Source organism: Aminobacterium sp. (assembly GCF_034926885.1).
Taxonomy (GTDB): Bacteria; Synergistota; Synergistia; order Synergistales; family Aminobacteriaceae; genus Aminobacterium.
Window position 1 is genome coordinate 19,874 of the sequence record NZ_JAYFQR010000005.1, and the last position, 24,529, is coordinate 44,402.

Annotated in this window: 19 protein-coding genes; all 19 read left to right on the forward strand. The window is 42.4% G+C overall.

The window, feature by feature from the left end; all coding sequences use genetic code 11:
* The first annotated feature begins 15 nt into the window (after positions 1-15).
* Positions 16-2,049: a urocanate hydratase gene (locus VB083_RS03930; protein ID WP_213699685.1), complete on the forward strand. Its 2,034-nt coding sequence runs from the start codon at positions 16-18 to the stop codon at positions 2,047-2,049.
* Between the two features lie 105 nt (positions 2,050-2,154).
* Complete coding sequence (locus VB083_RS03935; RefSeq protein ID WP_213690034.1) at positions 2,155-3,021, forward strand: branched-chain amino acid ABC transporter permease; 867 nt, start codon at positions 2,155-2,157, stop codon at positions 3,019-3,021.
* A 12-nt stretch (positions 3,022-3,033) separates the two neighbouring features.
* Entirely contained in the window at positions 3,034-3,912 is an 879-nt protein-coding gene (locus tag VB083_RS03940; RefSeq protein ID WP_213690035.1) for a branched-chain amino acid ABC transporter permease, read from the forward strand.
* Positions 3,912-4,685, forward strand: coding sequence for an ABC transporter ATP-binding protein (locus VB083_RS03945; RefSeq protein ID WP_213690036.1), 774 nt, complete (start codon positions 3,912-3,914; stop codon positions 4,683-4,685). The genes VB083_RS03940 and VB083_RS03945 overlap by 1 nt, the downstream gene beginning before the upstream one ends.
* Positions 4,666-5,376 carry an ABC transporter ATP-binding protein gene (locus VB083_RS03950; protein ID WP_213690037.1) on the forward strand — a complete coding sequence of 237 codons (711 nt, stop codon included), beginning with the start codon at positions 4,666-4,668 and terminating at the stop codon, positions 5,374-5,376. The genes VB083_RS03945 and VB083_RS03950 overlap by 20 nt, the downstream gene beginning before the upstream one ends.
* A 31-nt stretch (positions 5,377-5,407) precedes the next feature.
* The gene (locus tag VB083_RS03955; RefSeq protein ID WP_213690038.1) at positions 5,408-6,565 is read left to right on the forward strand and encodes an ABC transporter substrate-binding protein; all 1,158 of its coding nucleotides are present in this window, start codon (positions 5,408-5,410) and stop codon (positions 6,563-6,565) included.
* A gap of 233 nt (positions 6,566-6,798) precedes the next feature.
* A complete protein-coding gene (locus tag VB083_RS03960; RefSeq protein ID WP_213690039.1) occupies positions 6,799-7,692 on the forward strand; it encodes a DMT family transporter in 894 nt (297 codons plus the stop codon).
* Positions 7,693-7,787: 95 nt separating this feature from the next.
* Positions 7,788-8,495, forward strand: coding sequence for a GntR family transcriptional regulator (locus VB083_RS03965; protein WP_213690040.1), 708 nt, complete (start codon positions 7,788-7,790; stop codon positions 8,493-8,495).
* A 96-nt stretch (positions 8,496-8,591) separates the two neighbouring features.
* Positions 8,592-10,268, forward strand: coding sequence for a dihydroxy-acid dehydratase (ilvD, locus tag VB083_RS03970; RefSeq protein WP_307879659.1), 1,677 nt, complete (start codon positions 8,592-8,594; stop codon positions 10,266-10,268).
* Between the two features lie 50 nt (positions 10,269-10,318).
* On the forward strand, positions 10,319-11,302 hold the full coding sequence (locus VB083_RS03975; protein WP_213690042.1) for a Bug family tripartite tricarboxylate transporter substrate binding protein: 984 nt from the start codon (positions 10,319-10,321) through the stop codon (positions 11,300-11,302).
* Between the two features lie 64 nt (positions 11,303-11,366).
* Positions 11,367-11,819, forward strand: a complete 453-nt coding sequence (locus tag VB083_RS03980; protein WP_213690043.1) for a tripartite tricarboxylate transporter TctB family protein — start codon at positions 11,367-11,369, stop codon at positions 11,817-11,819.
* Between the two features lie 21 nt (positions 11,820-11,840).
* Positions 11,841-13,337, forward strand: a complete 1,497-nt coding sequence (locus VB083_RS03985; RefSeq protein ID WP_213690044.1) for a tripartite tricarboxylate transporter permease — start codon at positions 11,841-11,843, stop codon at positions 13,335-13,337.
* A 27-nt stretch (positions 13,338-13,364) separates the two neighbouring features.
* Positions 13,365-14,120, forward strand: a complete 756-nt coding sequence (locus tag VB083_RS03990; RefSeq protein ID WP_307879657.1) for an SDR family NAD(P)-dependent oxidoreductase — start codon at positions 13,365-13,367, stop codon at positions 14,118-14,120.
* A 25-nt stretch (positions 14,121-14,145) separates the two neighbouring features.
* Positions 14,146-15,093 (forward strand): hydroxyacid dehydrogenase, encoded by a 948-nt coding sequence (locus tag VB083_RS03995; RefSeq protein ID WP_213690046.1) that lies wholly within the window; start codon positions 14,146-14,148, stop codon positions 15,091-15,093.
* A gap of 2 nt (positions 15,094-15,095) precedes the next feature.
* The gene (locus tag VB083_RS04000) at positions 15,096-16,292 is read left to right on the forward strand and encodes a hypothetical protein (RefSeq protein WP_213690047.1); all 1,197 of its coding nucleotides are present in this window, start codon (positions 15,096-15,098) and stop codon (positions 16,290-16,292) included.
* A 185-nt stretch (positions 16,293-16,477) separates the two neighbouring features.
* Positions 16,478-17,500, forward strand: coding sequence for an ABC transporter substrate-binding protein (locus VB083_RS04005; RefSeq protein ID WP_307879656.1), 1,023 nt, complete (start codon positions 16,478-16,480; stop codon positions 17,498-17,500).
* A complete protein-coding gene (locus VB083_RS04010; protein WP_307879655.1) occupies positions 17,478-19,175 on the forward strand; it encodes an ABC transporter permease in 1,698 nt (565 codons plus the stop codon). The genes VB083_RS04005 and VB083_RS04010 overlap by 23 nt, the downstream gene beginning before the upstream one ends.
* Positions 19,147-20,106 carry an ABC transporter ATP-binding protein gene (locus VB083_RS04015; RefSeq protein WP_213690050.1) on the forward strand — a complete coding sequence of 320 codons (960 nt, stop codon included), beginning with the start codon at positions 19,147-19,149 and terminating at the stop codon, positions 20,104-20,106. Before VB083_RS04010 ends, VB083_RS04015 begins: the two co-directional genes overlap by 29 nt.
* Positions 20,107-20,236: 130 nt before the next feature.
* Positions 20,237-24,514, forward strand: a complete 4,278-nt coding sequence (locus VB083_RS04020; RefSeq protein WP_323401769.1) for an acyl-CoA dehydratase activase-related protein — start codon at positions 20,237-20,239, stop codon at positions 24,512-24,514.
* Positions 24,515-24,529 lie beyond the last annotated feature (15 nt).

The window sequence follows — 24,529 nt, forward strand, 5'->3', positions numbered from 1 at the left end:
GAGGAGGTGTGTTTCATGGAAAGTACAAATCATTTAGTTTCTGAGGCAATGACCATTAAATTAGATGCCGAGCTTCCTGAATATCCGGAGTTTGAGAAAAACATTCGAAGAGCTCCAGACAGAGGATGGACTCTAAATCAAAAAGAGACCGAACTTGCGCTGAAAAATGCTCTCCGCTATATACCCGAAGAACTTCACGAAAAGATCGCCCCTGAATTTATGGACGAGCTCAAAACGCGAGGACGTATCTATGGCTATCGCTTTAGACCCAAGAAACGTATCTATGGTAAACCTATAGATGAATACAAGGGAAAGTGTCTTGCAGGAAAAGCCTTTCAGGTAATGATTGATAATAACCTTGATTTCGATGTGGCACTCTACCCATACGAGCTCGTTACCTATGGCGAAACAGGCCAGGTCTGCCAGAACTGGATGCAGTACTGTCTCATTAAAAAATATCTGGAAGAACTCACTGACAACCAGACACTTGTCGTCTCTTCAGGACATCCAGTAGGACTTTTCAAATCAAAGCCAGATGCTCCTCGTGTAATCATAACAAACGGTCTTCTTATCGGACTCTTTGATAATCAGGAAGAATGGCATCGCCTTATGCAGTTAGGTGTTACAAATTACGGACAAATGACTGCAGGTGGATGGATGTATATTGGCCCTCAAGGTATTGTTCACGGCACATTCAACACCATTATCAATGCGGGACGTCTTCATCTCGGCCTCAAAAATGATGAAGATTTAGCGGGACATCTTTTCGTCTCTTCAGGCCTGGGCGGCATGAGTGGAGCCCAGCCAAAAGCTGTAGAAATTGCTAGAGGCGTCGGCATTATTGCTGAAGTAGATGCTTCCCGTATTCAGACTCGATACGATCAGGGGTGGGTTTCTCGAGTTGTAGACAATGCCAAAGAAGCTTTCACCCTGGCCCAAGAATATATGGACAAAAAAGAGACGATTTCCATCGCCTATCATGGGAACATTGTCGATTTGCTTGAATATGCTGTTAAAGAAAGTGTTCATATAGAATTACTCTCAGACCAAACATCATGCCACGCCGTATACGATGGCGGATATTGCCCCCAAGGATTAACCTTTGAACAGCGAACTGAAATGCTTCACTCAGATCCTGCACAATTCAAAATCCTTGTTGACGCCACTCTTAGGAAACATTTTGAATGTATTAAGGCACTTGTCGATAAAGGCACTTTTTTCTTCGATTATGGAAACTCTTTCATGCGAGCCATATTTGATGCTGGCGTCAAAGAGATCTGCAAAAACGGAGAAGACACAAGAGAAGGATTCATCTTCCCCTCTTATGTTGAAGATATAATGGGCCCCTTACTTTTCGATTACGGATACGGCCCCTTCCGCTGGGTATGTTTAAGTGGCAAACCAGAAGATCTCTCAAAAACCGACCACGCAGCTATGAACTGTATTGATCCTCATCGTCGTCCTCAAGATCGCGATAACTATATATGGATTCGAGATGCAGAAAAGAATAAGCTTGTTGTAGGCACTCAAGCCAGAATACTTTATCAAGACGCAGAAGGCCGAAGGAATATAGCTCTCGCCTTCAATAAAATGGTGCGAGATGAAGAAATAGGCCCCGTTATGATTGGACGAGATCATCACGACGTTTCAGGAACAGACTCTCCTTACAGAGAAACTTCAAACATTAAGGATGGCAGCAACATATGCGCCGATATGGCTTCTCAATGCTTTGCAGGAAATGCTGCACGAGGCATGTCTCTCGTTGCTCTCCATAATGGAGGAGGAGTTGGCATAGGTAAGGTTATAAACAGTGGCTTTGGTCTGCTTCTTGACGGATCAGAAGAGGCAGATGCAATTATCAAATCAGCTATGATGTGGGACGTTTTAAGCGGTGTCGCCCGAAGGGCTTGGAGCCGCTGCGATCACGCTATAGAAGTCGCCGTAAACATCAACAAAAAATACACTGAAGATTATCATTTCACCCTTCCATTCATTCCTAACGATACCCTTGTTAAAAATACTGTAAATAAAGCCTGGAAGCAGAAATAACCCTATAAAAAGATAAAGAGAAGGAAGAGCTTGTCGCTCTTCCTTCTCTCTTGCGGCAAATTTTTTGAATAATATTTTTTGCATAGCATTGGGGTGATTTTGGGAATGTATTTGCTTATTGAACAAATCTTAAACGGTCTTGCCACAGGTTCAACATATGCTCTGATTGCTCTTGGGCTCGCTCTCGTTTATGGCATTCTTGGTATACTTCATGTTGCTCATGCTGGGGTATATATGGTTGGAGCCTATATAGGCATTGGTATATACTCATTAACTGGAAATATTTTTCTTGCCATGATTGCGAGTATGGTTTTCTGCGGTTTTCTAGGGGTTGCAATAGAGCGCTACATATATTTCCCCTTATTGAAATTTCCTCCTTACGTTCCTCTAATAAGTAGTATTGCTATTTTCACCGGCATGGAAGAGCTTATTCGTCTCATTGCCGGACCAACTGTACAAACCTACTCTTTGACGCTTCCTTTCCCTACTCTAAAAATCAAGGGAATGGTTATTTCATCAAATCTTATGGGAATCTACATCATTACCGCGCTCGTCTTTTTCCTGCTTTGGTATTTTTCGACACAGACAGAAACAGGGCTTGCTATGCGAGCCACCTCTCAAGATATGGCTGTTGCCAGTTCTCTTGGGATTAACAGCCAACGTATTATAGACCTCAGTTTTTTTATCAGTTCTGCAATTGCTGCCCTCGCCGGAGTTTTAGTGGGAATTTACTACAATACTGTCTCCCCGGGAATGGGGGCTGTACCCGCTTATAAGGCACTGGCTCTTATCGTTGTAGGAGGGTTAGGTTCTGTTCCCGGAGCAGTTATTGCTTCTCTTGCTTTAGGAATCGCTGAAACGGTTCTTATCGGTTTTGCTCACGTTCCCCTTCCTCGAGATGCTCTGGCCTTTATCGCTATGATCGTTGTCCTCATGTGGAAACCACAAGGCCTTTTTGGAAGGAAAGGGTAAGGGGGGTCAACTATGAGTTACGTTATCACTGTTGCTATCTTCATTTCCATTTACGCTATTGTCGCATATGGTCTAAATATTATTGTAGGATATGCTGGACAAATATCTCTCGGCCATGCCGCTTTCTTCGGAATCGGAGCCTATTCCGCGGCTCTTCTTACAACAAAAGCCGGACTTACTTTTTGGGGGGCCCTCCCTATTGTTATTCTTATCAGCGCCATTATAGGTATTCTTTGCGGCCTTCCCAGCCTTCGGGTTAAGAATGATTTTTTAGCCATTACGACTATCGGCATCAACTTCATAGTAGAAGCCATTTTCCTCTATATTCCCTTCTTTGGTGGAGCTCTCGGTCTTGGAGGTATTCCTCGTGTCGTCTTCTGGGGTACCAAACTTAAAGGGGGAAATTATTTGGCTCTCTGTCTCTGCGTACTTTTACTCGTCGTCTTGATAAACAGATGGTTTGCCAAACGATGGATGGGGTTGGCCTGTATAGCCCTTCGCGAAGATGAAACAGCTGCTTCAAGTATGGGAATATCTCCTATGCGGTTTAAGCTTATAGCTTTCGTTATGGGAACTGCCATAGCTGGTGTTGGAGGAGCCCTTTATGCTCACCAGATGCACTTTATTGCTCCTTCCGACTTCGGATTTACAGTCTCAGTCATGTTGCTTTCTTTTGTCGTTCTTGGTGGTATGGGAACATTATGGGGCCCTCTTCTTGGCGCTCTTATCCTAGGCTCTTTACCTGAGTTGGCTCGTCCTCTGGCAAACTACCGTATGCTGCTCTATAGTGCACTGCTCTTACTTATGATTCGCTTTCAACCTCAGGGACTTCTTGGCAAAAACAGTTTTCTCCTTTCTATTTTTTCTCGTAAAGAGAGGGGGAATGGATAATGAGTATTCTTCTTTCTGTTAAAAACCTATCGAAAAACTTCGGAGGTCTTCAAGCAGTCAATAATGTTTCGTTCAATTTGAAAACGGGAGACATCTTTGGGCTGCTTGGTCCAAATGGTGCGGGAAAAACGACCTGTTTCAATATGATTTCCGGCATATATAAACCATCTCAGGGAAGTATTCATTTTAACGGAAACCGAATCGATGGATGTTCTCCCCATGAAATTGCCCACATGGGAATAGGGCGCACTTTTCAAATAGTAAAACCCTTTTCCCACCTATCGGTTATTGAAAACATTATGGTTGCCTTGGGGGTTAAGTACTACCCGTCCTCCAAAGCAATTACCCATCGTTGGCAAACGTCTGATATACAAGATCAAGCTATGAACATTCTCAGAAAAGTCGGGCTAGAACACTATGCTCATCGACTTTCAGAAACACTGCCTCTCGGGGATCTCAGGCGTCTTGAAATAGGAAGAGCCTTAGCTCTTCAACCGAAATTACTGCTTCTTGACGAATCATTTTCTGGGCTGCGGCAAGAACAGATCACGAAAATGGAGGACCTCGTTTTTTCTCTTACAGAACAGGGCGTTTCAATTCTCCTCATAGAACACAATATGAAAGTCGCTATGAAACTCTGTAATCGCATTGTCGTTCTTAATCAAGGAGCATGGCTTGCAGAAGGATCACCTGAAGAAATCACATCAAATCCGGATGTTATAGAAGCATACCTGGGCAAAGGGGGACAAAAGGATGCTGCTCAACATCAATAACCTTCATATCAGCTACGGACAAGTTGAAGCCGTTCATGGTGTCTCTTTCCATGTGGAAAAAGGGGAGCTCGTCTCAATAATAGGAGCAAATGGGGCAGGTAAAACATCAATTATGAACGCTCTTATGGGAATAATTCCAGCACATTCAGGAGATATTTTTCTCAACGATGAAAATATTACCGCACTTCCCGCCCATTTACGTGCCAGAAAAGGGATACGTCTCGTTCCTGAACGTGCACGTGTTTTCCCCAATCTGACAGTGTATGAAAATCTTCTCATTGGAATATATAAAATGAGAAAGGAGGTCGATCTGACAAAAAACCTTGAATGGATTTACTCCTTTTTCCCTATTCTTCAATCTCGAAAGAATCAAGCGGCAAATACGCTCTCGGGAGGAGAGCAGCAGCAGCTTTCTATAGCCAGAGCCCTCATCTCAAATCCCAACATACTTTTGGTAGACGAAGTTTCGATGGGGCTCATGCCTAAACTCGTAGATACAGTTTTTGAAGTTCTTCAGAATATCAATAAAGAGTTTGGAATCACCATTCTTATCGTCGAACAGAACGCCCTCGCATCCTTAAAAATATCACACAGAGGCTATGTTCTCGAAGCTGGTAATTTAGTTATGGAGGGAACATCACAAGAGCTTATGAATGATCCTGGAATACGCGAAGCATATCTGGGGATCTAGTTTTAAACTATATTTAGGAGGTGTTGTAGTAATGGTTAAAAGTCGGTGGACCAAAGTTATAACTATTGCCTTCTGCTTTATTCTTGTGTTGAGTTGCAGTCTTGCCTGGGCTGAAGATACGATTAAAATTGGTCTTCTTGCCCCCCTTACAGGACCAGCAGCCGATGATGGTATTAATGTAAAGAATTCTGTCGTTATGGCTGTAGAAAAAGTGAATGCCGAAGGTGGAGTTTTAGGGAAAAAGATTGAACTTGTGGCCTACGATGACAGAGCTGACCCCAAAGAGGCAGTGGCTCTTGCCCACAAACTCATCGAAAGAGATGGCGTTATTGGAGTTGTAGGAGGATCTTACAGCTTCCCAAGTCGAGCGGTTGCTCCTATTTTCCAGGAAGAAAAAATTCCCTTTGTAGCTGCCTATGCCCTTCACCCCGAAGTAACATCTGCTGGTGATTTCTGTTTCCGCGTAGGAATGTTGGGTGAAGTGGAAGGCCGAGCATGCGCCTATGTAGCTGTTCGTAATTTTAAAGCAAAATCTGTAGCACTCATACATGCGGATAATGACTTTGGACGAACCCTCTCAACAGGAACCAGAGAATATCTTGAGAAACATGCCCCAGATACGAAAATTCTCATTGAGCAGGCTTATCCTTTTGCAGAGAAAGATTACAAAGCCTATCTTTCTAAAATCAAGGAAGCCAATCCTGACGTCGTTATATCAAGTGGTTATTTCTTTCAAGTTGGTCCTATGCTGAAACAAGCTCGTGAAATGGGCATAACAGCTCCCTTCATTGGAGAAGAGGGCGCAGACTCTCCCGAAATGATTAAAATAGCCGGAGAAGCTGCTGAAGATTTCGTTCTCGTCACCAACTTGGACAGAGACGACAAACGTCCCTTTGTTCAAGACTATCTTCGCCAGTATAAAGAACGTTTTGGCGTAGAAACATGTATGGTTGGAGCTTCTGCCTATGACGCTTTCATGGTTATCGTCGAAAGTATCAAAACAGCAGGAGATCTCAATACACAAAAAATACGTGATGCTATAGCTTCCTCTGAGATCGAAGGTCTTACAGGTGTCAGTAAGTTTACGGAGCAGGGAGAAGTTATAAAGCCAATGGTTGTTCAGATTGTTAAGGATTGGGGCTTCCACTATCTTGATATAGTAGACGATCCTGCAGTCTTAGAGAAATAGATTTCGTCGCTCTCAATATAAGGGAGGCTCCGAGGGGTATGTGGAGCCTCCCTTATTGCTCCTTAAAATTCATCAAAACATGCGATTATGCTTAAAAAGATGAGTAATAAACCTAAAAACGGAATAGCTTTCTAGCTATTCCGTTTTATTGCCATCGACATAATTCGATAGCTTTCTATAATTGCTTGAGCGATTTTGTATTCTATTATTTTCGACTGCGAGGATTTATGACGATGATGCTGGGGCTTGTCTTTAGCGTTCTTGCTGCAATGTGTTGGGCAACTTCCCCTCTGTTTTTAAAAAGAGGCATGAGAGATCTCAATTTTTTCGAAATTAGTGCTATTCGTTCTATCGGCTTTTTGAGCGCATCTTTTTTAATTGCTCTTGTAAGTGCACCAGCAACTCTTATCTGGCACTCAGACAATCTTGCTCTTTTTGCCATTTTTATTAATATATTCATTGGAAATATTGTAGGGGACACCCTTTATTTTCGTTCTATTCAAGATCTCGGCATAAGTCGTTCCGTTGCTATCAGCAGCTCGTATCCACTTGTCGTAACAGCTGTTTCTTATTTTTGGCTAAATGAGCATATCACTTTTCATGTTCTAATAGGAACCGTTCTCATTGTATTAGGACTTATATGCATGAGAGGTACAACTAATGGAAGTACCGCTACACCCCACGCCAAACGTGGCTATATCTCAGCTCTTGTAGCTGCCCTTTGCTGGGGAATTTCCATCCCCATAACAAAATGGGCCATTTCTATACATGGAATAGACCCTATCTCTCTAACATTTTGGAGAGCAGCCTTCCTTATGCCTTCAGCATGGATTTTATGGCGTTTTACATCGCGTAAAAATCCAGAACGATGGCACTTTCTTCGTCGCTCCTCACGTGGGGATCAGCTCAGTGTTCTCATGGCAGGCAGTATTGGCTTGGCTGTGGGAGGGTATGTCTTTGCATTAGCGATGAATTTTGCTCCCGTTTCTGTCGCCACTCCAATAACAGCATCCAGCCCCTTCTTAACAGCTATTGGAGCGCTTATATTCATGCGAGAACATCCTCTCGCCTCTCATTGGGCAGGTATGGCTCTTATTATTAGCGGTTCTGTCGCAATGGGTGTTTAAAAATTCCTCTTTTATTTGACATAAAGCGTCCTTTTGATTATTATACAAATGGATACGTGAGTGGCTACTTTTTAATTAAGTGAGGGGAGCATATTATGTCTCTTGGACAAAAGGATGGGACAAAAAAGAAAGCTGAAGAGATCGTAGAACAATATATTGTCGATGAAATTATGTCTCATAACATTAAGCCAGGAGACCGTATTTATGAAACCCAGTTAGCCGAACAACTCGGAGTTAGCCGAACTCCAGTACGCCATGCTATAAGTCGACTTGTTTCTGAAGGCATATTAGAAGATCCTCAACGGGAAAAAGGGTATATTGTTCCCATTCTTACACCCTTAGATATGAAACACATATATACGATGAGAGAACTTCTTGAGAGTGAAGCCGCTTTTGAAGCCGCCCAATCCATTTCCCGAAAAGATATAACATATCTTAGAGAATTAAACTTTAAAGAGGAACAATCCTTTAAAAATAGCGATCGCAAAGCATACACAGCTATCAATAAAGAAATTCACTGCAAAATTGTAGATATGAGCCAAAATCTCTATTTGAAACGTTTTTTTCGACAAATTTTCTGGAAATCGCAACTTTATACTTTTTATCTTTCCAGCTTCTATTCGAGTTCCGTTGATATTTTCCCTCTCTCCTCGCAAAAACCCCTGAGCTATCTCGAACATGCGCGCATCATAGATGCCATAGCATCAGGAGATCCGGAGCGAGCACGCCAAGAGATGATCACTCATATACGAAAAAGTTATAAAGAAAGGTTCATTGACGTCGCACATTTTTTTAAGCTGTAATTTTTCCGACACAGATGTTCGGAAACTTTATTTATAAAATTAAAAAATGGATACTTAAAAGTATTCGATATGATTTTTTCTAATGGAGGGGTTACGTTGGATAATCTACGAAGTAATAAAGACGTTGTTGATGGTCTCGACCACGCTGGAAATCGGAGTCATTTAAAATGTATCGGTCTGCTCGAAGAAGATCTGCACAAACCTTTCATAGGCGTTATAAATACATTCAATGAGATGCATCCCGGACATAAGCATCTTCGGGAAGTTTCGGAGGCGGTTAAAAGAGGCGTCTATACCGCTGGCGGTATACCCTTTGAAGTTAATACCATATCTATCTGCGATGGAATCACTCAGAGTAACTTTGGAATGTGCTTTGTTCTCCCAAGCCGCGAGATTATAGCTGATTCCGTCGAAGTCATTGCAGAAGCACAAAGACTTGATGGCCTCGTATTAATCGCCTCCTGCGATAAAATTGTTCCCGCAATGATGATGGCTGCTGGGCGCTTGAACCTTCCTACAGTCATCGTTACGGGAGGGCCCATGCTGGCAGGAAAATTTCAGGGGAAAGACGTTGCTATTTATGAAATACGTGAGGCAGGGGCTAAGGTAAAGCAGGGGCTCCTTTCAGAACTTGAATTCAAAGAATTTGAGAATAATGTCTGTCCTACCTCAGGATCATGCTCAATGATGGGAACCGCAAATACCATGTCATGTCTCACAGAGGTTCTTGGCCTTTCAATTCCAGGTTCAACAACAACTCCCGCTGTATATTCTAAAAAATATCGCCAGGCCAAACAAAGCGGAGAAATCATTGTTGATCTCGTCAAAAATAATATCCGCCCCAGAGATATCGTCACTCAGGAAGTTCTCGAAAATACTGTTGTTGTAGATATGGCTATTGGTGGATCAACAAATTCAGTTTTACACCTTCCCGCTATTGCACAAGAATTTGGACTTCATCTTGACTCAGATGATTTTGAGCGCCTTTGTAAAAGAACTCCACACCTTGTCAACGTGAAACCCTCTGGGAAATATTCCCTTGAAGATTTCGACTTGGCCGGAGGCATTCCCGCAGTTATTAAAGAACTTGGAGAGGACCACTTCCATATGGGCGTCCAGACAATAATGGGGGAAACATGGGGAACACTTTGCAAGGACGCGAAAATCACAGATACAGATGTTATTCACCCTATTAATGACCCTCTTCATAAAGAAGGAAGTCTTGCCATATTAAAAGGAAACCTCGCTCCAGAAGGCTCTGTTATAAAACAGACTGCCGTCTCTGAAAAGATGCAAAAACATACAGGACCAGCCAAAGTGTATAACTCTCAAGAAGACTCCATTGCTGCCATGCTTAATGGTGAAATCAAAGAGGGAGACGTAGTTGTTATCCGTTATGAAGGCCCCAAAGGCGGCCCTGGAATGCGTGAAATGCTCGCGGCAACAGCCATTTTAATGGGGGCTGGATTAGGAGAAACTACCGCGCTCGTTACCGATGGACGTTTTTCTGGTTGTACTCACGGTCCCTGTGTTGGACATGTTGCTCCAGAAGCGGCAAAGGGAGGAGCTATTGCCCTTGTAAAAGATGGTGATCTCATCACTATAGATATTCCCAACCGCTCAATAGAATTACACGTATCAGAAGAAGAGCTGGCTGAACGTAAAAAAAGCTGGGTTCCTATTCCCTGCAAAGTCAACAGCAAGTACCTTCGCCGATACAGCAAAGATGTTGAAAGCGTTTGGAAAGGCGCTATTCTTCGCGACGAAGCATAGCTTTATATATAAATTTATAGAAATATTTTATTAATAAGGGGGATTTAGATATGAAAAAGCGTTTTACCTCAGCTCTCTTTGTATGTTGTTTTTTAGCTGCAGCACTCTTCTTCTTAGGTCCAACACAAGCTTCTGCTAAAGCAGAGTGGCCTAACAACACCGTTAATATCGTCGTAGGATATAACCCCGGTGGGTCAACAGATACCTTCGCTCGGCTTCTTGCCAAGCATCTTGAACCCGTTTTAGGGCAGCCTGTCGTTGTACAAAACGTACCTGGTGGCGGTGGAGCTGTAGGCTACGTCAAAACCATGACAAGCAAGCCCGACGGTTATACGGTTGTCGTATCAAATGGATCTCTTCTTACCTTAGGCGGAATCGGCAACGTTGATTTTCAATACAGTGATTTTACAAACCTTGGCCGAGTTATCGTTGAAGACGAAACAATTTGTGTCGGTAAAGACGCAGCCTGGAATAGTATTGCAGAACTTATAACCTACGCAAAAGAAAATCCTGGCAAACTGCGCATTGGTTTCGCTGGAATCGGTGGCTTTACATACCTTGCAGCTAATCAGTTCATTAAGTCTGCTGGAATAGAAATAGATGGCATTGGCTACTCCAGCGGAGCTGAAGCTGTGGCAGGATTACTCGGCGGCTTTGTAGACGTTATCGTTCAGCAACCCGCAGAAATCTATTCCCATTGGGAGGGCGGCGAAATTAAGATTCTTGGAACCATGGGTGAGGTACGCCATCCCCTTTTCCCAGAAGTTATGACCTGTGAAGAGCAGGGACTTAACGTAAAGCTCTTTCAGTGGAGAGGAATTTCCGGCCCTAAAAACATGCCTGAAGATGTTAGAGCAGCATGGATAGATGCTTTGGATCAAGTTCAGAAATCAGAAGCATTCAGAAAAGACGTTACGAGTATTCTCTGTGCAGGAACAAGTTTCTCAGGTGGAGATGCCTTTGAAAGCTGGCTTAAAAAAGAAGCTGACTGGATTTATCCCCTTATTGACGAACTCGGCCTGAAACAGAAATAGAATTAGAAAAGAAGGGGGACGATAAAAAATCGTCCCCCACTTTGAACCAAGGAGGAATGTCACAATGCGCAAGGCAGATATGGTAACGTCCCTTGCCATAATTATAATTTCTGGCTTTTTTTTGCTTCAAACTGCACAAATCAAGAGCGCTTCAGGAGCAATACTTGGCCCTAGATTTTTCCCCTATATCGTTCTCTTAACGATTATTGTACTTTCTCTTGCAGTCTTATTCTTTGCCTGTAAGCAGACAAAAAATGATGATTCTTCAGAAGAGATGGAGCTTAATATCAGTGGGAAAGTGAAGGTTATCGTTACTCTTTTTATCTCATTCATATATGTGTTGCTCTTGGAAAAAATCGGCTTTGTCTTTGCTTCTATTCTTTTTATGAGCGTATTGGGGCTCTTCTTTTATGGAAAATTTGATAAAAAAGCGGTAAGGATCGTTATTTTCTCTTGTGTTTCCTCGTGGGCCCTTTTCTCTCTTTTTACACGTTTTTTTCACACACTACTTCCATAGGAAAACAGGGGGGTATTCATTATGACGGCGCTTATTCAAGGTCTTATCGGTGCCTTACAACCAGAAGCAGTTATTTTTACTGCCATTGGAACTGTTTTAGGAATTATATTCGGAGCACTTCCTGGACTAACCTCTACCATGGCAGTTGCCTTGCTTATTCCAGTCACCTTCGGACTTACTCCCGTGGCGGGAATGGGTATGCTTGTAGGAGCTTTCTGCGGAGGAACAGCAGGTGGTTCTATCTCATCTACACTTCTTCGTATTCCAGGAACTCCTGCATCAATATGTACTACCTTTGATGCCTACCCAATGGCCCAAAAGGGACAAGCGGGATTGGCTCTTGGTACATCTCTTCTCGTCTCTTTTATTGGTGGTCTTTTCAGTGTAGGAGTATTAATGTTCGTTGCTCCCAAACTAGCCCGTTTCGCTTTGGGTTTCGGACCAACAGAATATTTTTCTCTTGCAGTTCTCGGATTGACTGTTATTGCCAGCGTCTCATCAAAGTCACTTATAAAGGGAATTATCGCTGGCCTTATCGGTGTTTTTATATCCTTTATCGGGACAGACCCTGTTACAGGTATGGTGCGATACAGTTTTGGAATTCCCAACCTCTTGAGTGGACTTAATCTTCTGCCTGTTCTCATTGGGCTCTTTGCTGTATCAAAAGCGTTGGAAGATGCAGAAACCATAGGGACATCTGTAGAATTAACAAGTAATAAGGGCCTAAAAGGACAATTCCCTTCTTTAGGAACACTTATCAAAAGAAAATGGATTATCCTCTCTTCCGCAATTATAGGGACTATCGTAGGAATTCTTCCAGGAGCAGGCTGTAGCATCGCTTCTTTCGTATCGTATGACCAAGCAAAACGTCTCTCTGAAACTCCAGAAGAGTTTGGTAAGGGCTGCATTGACGGAGTAATTGCTTCGGAAACAAGCAATAATGCCGTTACAGGAGGCGCTCTCGTTCCCATGCTCACTCTTGGAATTCCAGGAGATTCAACTACAGCTGTTATGCTCGGAGGATTGTTGATTCATGGACTTCGTCCTGGCCCCTTGCTTTTTAAAGATACGCCGGAAATTATCTATGGCATCTTTGCCATGCTTCTTTTAGCCAATGTGTTTATGTTTATTTTCCAATCTTTCGGCATCAGGTTGTTTGTGAAGATCCTGAAAATTCCTCGTTATATATTGACACCTTTCATTCTCGTAATGTGCACTGTCGGTGCTTATGGTGTGGGAGGCAGTCTTTTCGACGTATTCATAATGATGCTCTTTGGTGTCATTGGATACTTCTTCAACAAGCTGAATTACGGAGTTGCACCTATCGTTTTGGGATTCATCCTTGGTGGAATGGCTGAAACTCATTTCAGACGAGCTTTCTTTATGTACCGCGGAGACTTGAGTGTTTTTGTAACTCGTCCTGTAACTCTTCTTTTACTGGTGTTCAGTCTTATTTTAATCGCTTTACCTATTATGAGAAATCACATGCAGCGCAAGAAAGCATGCAGCGCAGCATAAAGAGATAGAAACAAAGGAGTGTATACGATGGATTTAAACCTCAAATCAAAAGTCGTTATTGTTACGGGAGGAGCCAGCGGTCTCGGTAAAGCCATGGCAGAAGCTTTTGCACAAGAAGAAGCCACCGTGATCATTGCCGATGTAAATGAAGCCGACGGCGTACAATTTGCCTCAGAACTCAACAAAGAAGGGAAAAAAGCGGAATTCCTTTATCTTGATGTGAGTAATTCCGAGCAGGTAAATTCTGCTATTGAATCAGTAGTAAAAAAACATGGAAGAATTGATGTCCTCTGTAACAATGCTGGAATTAATGTTCGGAAGTTTGCACTCGATATTTCCGCTGAAGAGTGGCAGAGAGTTATTAATGTCAATCTCTCAGGTATGTTCTATTGTGCCCAGGCTGTGGGACGTTTTATGGTGAAACAAGGTGGGGGGAAAATAATAAACACCGCCTCTGTTTCCGCTGTTCGTGGACATTTAAAACGAGCCCCCTACGCCAGCGCAAAGGGTGGAGTATATCAGATGACAAAGGTCCTCGCTCATGAGTGGGGAGAACATAACGTCAACGTTAACGCCATTGGACCCGGCTTTGTTGAAACACCCCTTACCTCAAAACTTATTAGCGGCCCCGGCGTTAAAGAAAATATGATTTCAAAGATACCAATGCGACGTCTTGGCAAAACAGATGATATTGTCGGTCCCGTTCTTTTTCTGGCCTCTCCCTACTCTGACTACATTACAGGTCAGCTTTTATTAATCGACGGCGGACGAACAATCGACTAATTTTTCAACGGAAAGGAAGAGCTTGATGAGTACTGTATTAATATATGACCCTATATCTGAAGACGGACTCAATATTCTTAAAAAAGCTGGCCACACTCTCATTACAAGAGAGGAGTTAAACGAAAATAACAAAGCTTCCATTGAGGGGCTTGTTATTCGGACTTCCCCCTTGAAAAGAGATTTTCTTCGTCAATTGCCCCATCTTAAGGTTATTGGACGCCATGGTGTTGGCGTAGACAATATAGACCTCGAATATGCAACTGAAGCGGGAATTATTGTAGGAAATACTCCTTATGCCAACGCTGTTTCTGTTGCAGAACATGTAATAGGCATGATGCTTTATTTTATCAAGAAATATACCCTAAGTGATTCCTGCATAAGAGAAGGGAAATTTAACGAAAGAGACCATCTAGGTCTTTCTGAATTAAATGGGAAAACACTCGGAATTGTAGGTTTCGGCAAAGTTGGCAAGGCTGTTTGCCGTATCGCGCATGATGGTTTTGCCATGAATATTCTTGTTTACGATCCTTATGTAAGCACATCAGAAGGTGTCAAACAAGTAGAAACCCTTGAAGAGCTTTTAAAAAAATCTGATTTTATTACGCTTCACACTCCTCTGACAGAGGAAACCCGACAAATGATCGGGAAAAAAGAACTCGCTTTAATGAAAAAGGGCGCTATCCTCATCAATGCTGCCCGTGGCCCCATCATCAATGTGGATGATGTAGCCCAATCTCTCAGAGAAGGTCATATTGGAGGAGCAGCTTTAGACGTATTTCCCGAAGAGCCGCCTCGCCTTGATTCTGCCCTGCTTCAAGTGCCCAATGTTCTCATGACACCCCACAGCGCCGCATTAACGCATGAAGCTATTTACAGAATGGCTACTGGTGCTGCAGAAGCCGTTGTACGAGTATTGAACGGAGAAAAACCGGATTACATCGTCAATCCAGACGTTCTAAAGGAGGCCAAATAACAATGAAAAAAAACTACCAGACGGAGAATTGGTGGACAAGTCCTTTTAATGAAGAATATCGTCAGACACTGTCTCTCCCTCAGCATGTTCAGATTCACGACGCGACACTGAGAGACGGAGAGCAAACACCTGGTGTCGTTTTTACTCCTGAAGACAAACTCAAAATTGCCCGTATTCTCTCTAAAATGGGAGTCGAGCGTATTGAAGCAGGCATGCCTGCTGTCTCCGAAGACGATAAAAGAGCAATAAAGGCTATCGTTAAAGATAACCTTCCTTCTAAAATTTTTACATTTGCCCGCGCCATGGTTAAAGATATTGAAATGGCTACGGAATGTGGAGCACACGGTGTGGTTATTGAAGTTCCAATTGGAAAACCTAAGCTTCTTTACCAGTTCGGATGGACATGGGAAGATGTAGCGAAAAAGACAAAAGAAGCCGTCAAAGCGTCAAAAGAGGCAGGACTGTATACCGTTCTTTTCCCATATGATACAACACGAGCTGATTGGAATGATCTTGAAAACTTACTGGACTCTGTCTGCGATTATTGTGCACCTGACAGTGTTGGAGTTGTCGATACTACTGGCTGCATTCTTCCTGGCGCCATGTTCCAGCTTGTACGGCGAGTTAAAAATCTCACAGGTCTCTCTGTAGAGGTTCATACCCATAACGACTTTGGAATGGCCCTTGCAAACAGTCTTGCGGCAGTAGAGGGTGGAGCAGACGTTATTCACACATGCCTTAACAGCCTCGGTGAACGTACAGGTAACACCTCTCTTTATCAAGTACTTATGGCACTGAAAGTCATGTTCAACATTGACTATGGAACAGACTTTACATCTTTCAAAGAAATTGCACAGGATATTTCTGAAATGTGCCACGTTCCCCTTGCCGGAAATGAACCGATCATCGGAGACAGAATCTTCACCAGAGAGTCAGGTATTGGAATTGAAATGTTAAAAGAACGTCCTTTAGCCATGTTCTCTCTAAATCCCGAATTTGTAGGAAATGCCCCCCAAATCGTTTTGGGAAAGAAAAGTGGAGTAAAATCGGTTGAAGTAAATCTCAGTAGACTTGGCTTATCTGCAACAGATGAACAGATGCGAAACATACTTGCCAAAGTTAAAAATTTTGGAATTCAACATAAACGACTTCTTACAGACAATGAATTCAAAGCTATAGCAAGTGAGGAGCTTAAATAAGCGACCTAATTCTTAACATCTCCTAATACCATTACTCACAGAAAAGGGACTCTTTTATAAAGAGTCCCTTTTTTAATGCCAAGTCAGATAAAGAAGGTTTTTTCATTGACTATACATTTTCTTTCAAGTATTATTGCCCTTTGGAATAAATTATATTACATAAGCTGTTTAAAGGAGGATTACACGTGAAAAAAGTTTTCGCAGCTCTTCTTCTTGCTTGCCTCGTTGTAAGTGCTGGTTCAATGGCTTTTGCCAGCGCCGACAAACCTCTGGCAGGAGAGACGATCAGTATTTTTATTGCAGCAACTGGCATTGACGAAATCATGGCAGAATTCACGAAAGATACCGGAATAAAGGTAAACTACCTTGAAATGTCTTCTGGAGAGGTTCTAACACGACTTCGCGCAGCCAATGGAAAAGCTTTAGCAGACGCTTGGTTCAGTGGTGGAGTCGACAGCTACGTAAAAGCTGGCCAAGAAGGCTTTCTTGAGCCCTATATTTCTCCAGAGTCAGAAAAAATACCAGCACAATATAAAGATCCCAATGGATACTGGACCGGCCTTTCCGTTTGTGCTGTAGACTTTATTATTAACAAAGACGTCGTAAAAGAGAAAAATCTGCCTATGCCCACAAGCTGGGTTGATCTCGGAAAACCGGAATACAAGGGTGAAATCATAATGAGCAATCCTGCTATCTCCGGAACAAACTATTCCGTTCTTTTCCACCTCATTCAACTCTTCGGAGAAGAAAAGGGCTGGGATCTCATAGAAAAAATTAACGCCAATATCCCCTTTTACACCAAACGAGGAGCCGCGCCTCCTAACAAAGCAGCTCTTGGAGAAGTCGCCATTGGAATCGACCCTTACGATTGCGGTGTAAAAATTATTGAACAGGGATATCCTGTCGCTTCCGTTTTCCCTAAAGAGGGAACTCCTGGTTTTATCTCTCCTATCGCCATACTTAAAGGAACGAAAAATATGGAAGTGGCAAAAGCTTTTGTGGACTGGTGCCTTTCTAAACGTGGACAAGAAGTACAGATGGCTCATACTGCTAAAGTAGCAACTCGTCCTGATGCCGATGTTCCTGAATACCTTCGCGGACTTGGAGAAGCTAAAATCATCGTCGTTGATCCTGTAAAATCCGGAGAAATGAGAAAAAGCATTATTGAGAGGTGGCAAAAGGAATTTGGCAATAAAGCAGAACAGTAAAAATAGCATCATCGGGGCATCAAAAGATGCCCTTTTTTATCTTTACCTCTTGTTGAGCGCAGGTGTTTTAATTTTTATTCTCTGGCCAACATTAGCAATATTAAAAGAAAGTATTTTTTTCAATGGGAGCTTCAGTTTCGAGCATTATCGAAATCTTTTTACCACCAACCGAAGCTTGTTGAAAAACAGTCTTTTTGTGGGCTTTTGGACAACTATTATTGCTTTATTCATAGGCCTATGTTGTGCTCTTTACGTTACACATACATCTTTCAAAGGGAAAAAGCTTGTGCTTATGGTGTTGCTTCTCACTCTCATCTCCCCGCCTTTCGTTTCATCACTAGCCTATATCATGCTTTTTGGGCGAAGAGGACTGATTACATGGAAAATTTTAAAACTCCATTGGAATCCTTATGGAGCACACGGCATCATAATGATGGAATCAATCGGTTTGGCAACTATTGCCGCTTTTTTAATTATTGCAGTACTTAAAGGAATAGATCGCAGCCTTGAGCAAGCTTCTCTTGACTTGGGTGCAAGTAAATGGAGCACACTATGGCATATTACTCTTCCCTTAGCACGACCTGGAATCGTTACTGCCGCTCTTATCGTCTTTATTCGATCTCTTTCCGATTTTGGAACGCCTATGTTCATTGGAGGAAATTACAATGTGCTCGCTACTCAGGCCTATATGACAGCTATTGGAACATATAACCTTCCCAAAGCTTCTGCCATATCCACATTGCTCGTTATTCCCGCTTTTATAGTTTTTCTTATTTACAGAAAAATAATGGCTGGAACACCTCTCTTCTCCAAAAAAACAACGGCAACTACCCATGAGGAATGCTCTCTCCCTTCTTGGGTAAGCACCACCATTTGGATCGTCACATGGAGTTTTATTCTTTTTGAACTATTAAAATATACAACCATATTCAGCGGAGCCCTTGTAAAAACATGGGGAGTCAATTTTTCCTTTACATTACATCATATACAAACGCTTAAACTGGCAAAATTGGGCAGTCTACTTCGAAGTATTAAATATGCTACCGTTTCAGCACTCGCTGCAGGAATAATGGGAATTGCTCTAGCGTGGTTTTTAGGGCGTAAAAAAGGGCCTTTTACACATGCTATTGATTTCATTGCAGATTTGCCCTTTATACTTCCTGGACCTTTTTTTGGCATCGCCTATCTTCTCGCCTTTAACTGGATGCCAGAAGCCGTACTTGGCACGGGGTTTCTTATCGTTACAAATTGCGTATACCGCCAACTTACGTTAGGTGTAAAAAGTGGCATTTCTGTACTTGCTCAAATCAATCCTGAATTGGAAGACGCTGTCAGAGACCAGGGAGGCAAAGGCCTTCACGTTTTTAAAGATGTCATTATACCGTTACTCAAGCCGGCATTTCTTGTTAGCTTTGTTAATACATTTACATTCACTATGACCACTATTGGAGGCATTATTTTTCTCATTACACCCTATACAAAGGTAGCAACAGCAGAAATGTTTGATGCTATTCAACAAGGTGATATAGGTGTTAGTTCTGTAATGGCCTCAGTTATTATTCTTGTTGTTATGATTGTCAATGTCTCCTTTTCATGGTTTTTCTTAAGAAAAAAATCTATATCTGTACACAAAACGGAGGAAAGCTATGTACCTTCAATTAAAGCAGCTCAATAAAAAGTTTGGCAATGTCCGTGCCGTTATTGACTTTTCACTCAACGTACAAGAAGGAGAGCTTGTATCCCTTCTTGGTCCAAGTGGGTGTGGAAAAACAACCACATTGCGAATGGTAGGAGGCTTCCTTCAGCCAAATAGGGGTGAAATTATATTGGAAGGAGAGAATATTACCTCCCTTCCTCCAGAAAAGCGACCAACAGCTACAGTGTTTCAAAGCTATGCGCTTTTTCCCCATATGGATGTTCTCGAAAATGTTACATACGGCCTGAAATTTAAAAAAATAGCCCGTAAAAAAACTCTTCAAATGGGGCTCGAAATGTTAGAAAAAGTTGGCCTTCCCAATGCTGCGGCGAAAACAATCGACCAATTAAGCGGGGGAGAGCAACAACGCGTAGCGCTCGCCAGATCTCTCATTACTCAGCCTAAAGTGCTGCTTCTTGATGAACCCTTAAGCAACCTCGACGCAAAACTTCGAATACGCATGAGAAGAGAAATACGTCAAATACAAAAAGACTTTGGCATTACAGCTCTCTACGTTACTCATGATCAAGAAGAAGCTCTAGCCCTTTCAGATCGGGTAGTTGTTATGGAAAAGGGTTCTATTACACAAGTGGATACCCCTCGAAAAATATACACCTCTGCTCAAAATAGTTTTGTTGCAGACTTCATAGGGCGAAGTAATATCTTCACTCTAAAAGGTAACAAAAAAATAGCTGTTCACCCAGAGGATATTTCTCTCTCCGAGGAACATGGCCAATATGAAGGAATTATAGTTGGGCACCAATTTAAAGGAGCCATGACAACGTATTTCATCGCAGTAGAAAAACAAGTAATTGAAGCAGATATACTCAGCCGAATAGATCAAAATTGGGAAGAAGGTCGAAAGGTAAAGGTTACATTCAATAAAGAGAGCATAATGCCACTCTTTTAATGTTTTTTATCTTTATTCCCTCGCCATAATCGGTAAACAATCATGCAAATATCCTTGCTAAAGGTACAATAAAATAATAGAAACCGCATTATAACTATATATTCGCGGCTGTTCCGAGCAGGTGATATATGTGAAAGGTGCTTTTCCTACTGGTATTGATCTCGGCTCTACTACTGTGAAGGTTGTTGTTTGTAGTCCTACAGGGCAGCTGCTTTTTTCTGCATACGAACGACATAACGCCGATCCTTCTGGCACTCTTCTATCTATATTAAGCGAGTGCACTCAAAAGTTTAAAAACAGCATACACAACGTTGCCATTACAGGTTCCGCTGGAATGAATCTGGCAGCTCGTTATGCCTTGCCCTTCGTTCAGGAAGTAGTAGCATCCGCTCGCTATATCAGGAAACGAACACCCCATGTCCGAACTATGATTGAACTCGGCGGGGAAGATTCGAAAATAATATTTTTTGACAATAACCTTAATCCCGACATGAATATGAACGGAGCTTGTGCTGGGGGGACAGGAGCTTTTATAGATCAAATAGCTTCTCTTCTTGGAGTCAATCTTGATGTTTTAAATACATTGGCTTGCAAAGGAAAAGCTATTTATACCATCGCGTCACGTTGTGGTGTCTTTGCCAAAACAGATATTCAATCTCTTCTTGCACAACGGGCAAAACCGGAAGATATTGCCGCTTCCGTTTTTAAATCCATTGCGCTTCATGTTCTCACATCTCTTTCTAAAGGGAGAGAAGTCAAAAGAGAGGTACTTTTCGCAGGAGGCCCCCTTTTCTTTTTTCCTGCTTTACGTCGTGCTTTTATAGAACAGCTTAACTTAGATGAGAATAAAGACGTAGCATTTCTTAAATATCCTCGACTTTTACCGGCACTTGGCGCCGCGCTTTTTCACGATAAGGAATGCATTGTATCTATAGATTCACTTATTTCTCATATTCAAGAAGGAAGAAGTCTTATTTCTTCCAATAAAGCAGATTTGCCCCCTCTTTTTTCGAGCAATGACGAATATCTGGAATGGACTCACCGTCATAATCAATGGGCTTTACCTTCCATCTCTATAAAGAAAGTTGAAGGGCCTCTTTTCCTTGGTGTTGATTCAGGATCTACAACGACAAAACTGGTCTGCATTGATCGCAACAAAAAGGTTGTTGCTTCGTACTATAAACCTAACCGAGGAGACGCTCTCCATCTTACACTTGACGCTCTTCAACATTTTAAAAGAGAATTTACAGCTGCAAAACGACACGATTTAAAAATAGTAGAAGGAGCCAGCACAGGTTACGGAGAAGATCTTATACATAAGGCTCTTGACCTTGGGTATGGTCTTGTGGAAACGATGGCTCATTTTAAAGCAGCTCGAACTCTCTGCCCACAAGCCTCTTTCATTCTGGACATTGGTGGACAGGATATGAAAGCCATGGGCATCAAAGATAATCGCCTCGACACGATAAAAATAAACGAAGCCTGCTCATCAGGATGTGGCAGCTTTATACAAACTTTCGCTGAATCATTAGGCCTTACCACGGAACGTTTTGCAAAAATCGCCTGTGAAGCGACTCATCCTTGCGACTTAGGAACACGTTGCACTGTTTTTATGAATTCCAGCGTAAAACAAGCTCTTAACGAAGGTCGAAGCGTGGCCGATATTGCGGCGGGACTGGCCTACTCTGTTATTCGAAATTCGCTCCATAAAGTTCTCAAAATGAGAGATTATAACGACCTTGGCCCTCTTATAGTAGTTCAGGGTGGCACCTTCCAGAATCCGGCAGTGCTTCGAGCTCTCGAAAAGATAACTGACAGGCAGGTTATTCGCCCCGTCGAAGCCGGTCTTATGGGTGCCTGGGGAGCAGCTATTTATGCCATGGAGCAATGGCAGCAGAAAAAGAATCTTCCATCAGAGCGTAACATTCTAGATATTCTTGAAGCATGGGAAGCTCCTTCTAGTCGAACAACTCACTGCCATGGATGTGGAAACGCTTGTGCAGTAACATGCTTAACCTTTTCGACGGGTCAAAAATTTTATACAGGCAATCGTTGTCAGAGACATTTCAGCAACGGAGAAAAGAAAAAGCAAGGAGGTAACTTATTCGAACTCCGCTTTAAAACGCTCTTCCATCGCCCTACAAAACCTTTAGGGAAAAGGCGGGGAACAGTCGGCATTCCACGAACGCTTAATACCTATGAACTCTATCCTTTCTGGTGCACTTTCTTTAGAGAATGTGGCTTTGAGGTTGTACTTTCCCCCGAGTCACATGAAAAAATCAACGAACTAGGCGCATCGTCTGTAATGTCTGATAATATTTGTTTTCCGGCAAAGCTAACGCACGGTCATATTATTACTTTGGCTCAGAGTAATGTTGATCGTATTTTTATGCCTCTAATTGTCCACGAAAGAAAAGAGATACGAACAGCAAATAATAGCTATAACTGTCCCCTTGTATGTAGTTATAGCGACGTGATCAAAAGTGCTCTTGATCCGACAAAACGATACGGTATCCTTTTCGACACACCTGTTTTTTCTTTACGTAATCCTGCTCTTTTTCATAAACAGCTTTTAAATTATGGACAGCAGCTTGGTCTTAACAGATCTTGTATTGAGAAAGCCTTCCTTAACGCACGGAAAGCTCAGCAGGAATATGAGCGACAAATGCGAGAAAATGCCCAAAAAACGCTTGAAGAAGCACGGTCTGCGTCTCTTCCAATTCTTGCAATAGCATGTCGTCCATATCATCTTGACCCTCTTGTGAATCACGGTATTCCTCAACTCATTGCAGATCTTGGAGCTGTCGCCATTCCTGCAGATCTTCTTGCCACGGAAGAGGACACCCAGAATTTAGATGATTGTCAAGTTGTTACGCAATGGGCTTATACAAATAGGCTTTACGCCGGAGCAAAAGCAGCAGTCAGAAACAAACTTGATCTTCTTCATCTTTCTTCCTTTGGTTGCGGCGTCGATGCCGTTACATCCGATGAACTGGAACATATTATGCGAACTGGAGGATATAACTATTCCCTTATTAAAATTGACGAGATCACTAATTTAGGCGCAGCTCGCATTCGCATTCGATCTATTCTTGATTTTGGGAAAAAAGAAATGACGCAAGAAATACACGAGTTAGCGGGAGAATCACATAATGATACACACTCTTTACAAAATAAAAGAATTCTTGTGCCATGGTTCTCGGAATTTTATTCTCCGTTACTACCGCCTCTTTTTGAAAGTCTGGGATTAAATGCCTCGGTGCTTCCACCGCAAGACCAGAAATCAACTGATATAGGCTTAGAGTTTGTACATAACGACATGTGTTATCCAGCTATTATTCTCATTGGCGATGTCGTAAAAGCGTTTATAGAGAAGAAATACGACCCTGAAACAACAGCTATTCTAATGACACAAACGGGAGGACAATGCCGCGCGACCAATTATGTTCCCTTAGCGCAAAAGGCCTTGTCAGCTGCCGGTTTTCCTGATGTTAATGTACCGACTTTTGGCGTTGAAGATTTTGAAACAGCAGGATTTAAGGTCAATAAGAAAGACGCTGCAAAGGGACTCCTAATCGGCCTTTTAGGGGGAGATATGCTCACATCGCTCTACTTGACTATGGCTCCACGCGAAGAAGTTAAGGGAAGCTCGCAAGCTCTCCATTCTCGATTTTTATATCGTCTCGGAAACATTCTCAGGGAGAAAGGCTCTTTCGATGACCTAATCACTCTGTTGAGAGACGCCGTAAATCATTTTAACTCTCTTCCTGTACTGACAGAGAGTGTTCCTACGATTGGTATCGTAGGAGAAATATTCGTAAATTACAACGAATACGCCCAAAACTATATTGTGCATAAACTTATCGAAAGAAGAATAGAACCGGTGCTTCCTCCGCTAGCTTCTTTTTTCTTTATGAAATTTCAAAATAATGCATTCAATAGGCAAACGTACCTTATTCAGCCGGGGCTTCTTAGTACAGTAAAGGAACTTTTTATTGAACATCTTACTGGCTACTACCAAAATAAGGTGGAGAATGTCTTTAAAGACTTCCGTTTTGCGTCACCGAGACAAACCCTTGCAACCCTTGCTCATAAGGTAACTCGAGTGACAAGTCTCGCCAATCAGGCTGGTGAAGGCTGGCTTTTGCCTGCAGAAATTATAGACATGACTGAAAAAGGAGTTAATCACATTCTTTGCCTTCAACCCTTTGGCTGTCTGGCAAATCATATTACAGGAAAAGGAGTAGAGGGCGTTTTACGTCGCCTCTACCCCAAACTTGATATGCTTTGTCTTGACCTTGACCCTGGAACAAGCAAGACCAATAATGACAATCGGCTTCAACTTTTAATCATGTCTGCCCAGGAAGACTTTGAGAAAAAACAACATCATGAAAAACAGCTGGCTTAATACGAATCTTTCAAC

Bases quoted from the DNA above. Each gene is read 5' to 3' on its own strand.
- VB083_RS03960 (WP_213690039.1), top strand. From the start codon at position 6,799: ATGATGCTGGGGCTTGTCTTTAGCGTTCTTGCTGCAATGTGTTGGGCA.
- VB083_RS03975 (WP_213690042.1), top strand. From the start codon at position 10,319: ATGAAAAAGCGTTTTACCTCAGCTCTCTTTGTATGTTGTTTTTTAGCT.
- VB083_RS04015 (WP_213690050.1), top strand. From the start codon at position 19,147: ATGTACCTTCAATTAAAGCAGCTCAATAAAAAGTTTGGCAATGTCCGT.
- VB083_RS03980 (WP_213690043.1), top strand. From the start codon at position 11,367: ATGCGCAAGGCAGATATGGTAACGTCCCTTGCCATAATTATAATTTCT.
- VB083_RS03985 (WP_213690044.1), top strand. From the start codon at position 11,841: ATGACGGCGCTTATTCAAGGTCTTATCGGTGCCTTACAACCAGAAGCA.
- VB083_RS03990 (WP_307879657.1), top strand. From the start codon at position 13,365: ATGGATTTAAACCTCAAATCAAAAGTCGTTATTGTTACGGGAGGAGCC.
- VB083_RS03945 (WP_213690036.1), top strand. From the start codon at position 3,912: ATGAGTATTCTTCTTTCTGTTAAAAACCTATCGAAAAACTTCGGAGGT.
- VB083_RS03935 (WP_213690034.1), top strand. From the start codon at position 2,155: ATGTATTTGCTTATTGAACAAATCTTAAACGGTCTTGCCACAGGTTCA.
- VB083_RS03965 (WP_213690040.1), top strand. From the start codon at position 7,788: ATGTCTCTTGGACAAAAGGATGGGACAAAAAAGAAAGCTGAAGAGATC.
- VB083_RS03955 (WP_213690038.1), top strand. From the start codon at position 5,408: ATGGTTAAAAGTCGGTGGACCAAAGTTATAACTATTGCCTTCTGCTTT.
- VB083_RS03940 (WP_213690035.1), top strand. From the start codon at position 3,034: ATGAGTTACGTTATCACTGTTGCTATCTTCATTTCCATTTACGCTATT.
- VB083_RS03930 (WP_213699685.1), top strand. From the start codon at position 16: ATGGAAAGTACAAATCATTTAGTTTCTGAGGCAATGACCATTAAATTA.
- VB083_RS04000 (WP_213690047.1), top strand. From the start codon at position 15,096: ATGAAAAAAAACTACCAGACGGAGAATTGGTGGACAAGTCCTTTTAAT.
- VB083_RS03995 (WP_213690046.1), top strand. From the start codon at position 14,146: ATGAGTACTGTATTAATATATGACCCTATATCTGAAGACGGACTCAAT.
- VB083_RS03950 (WP_213690037.1), top strand. From the start codon at position 4,666: ATGCTGCTCAACATCAATAACCTTCATATCAGCTACGGACAAGTTGAA.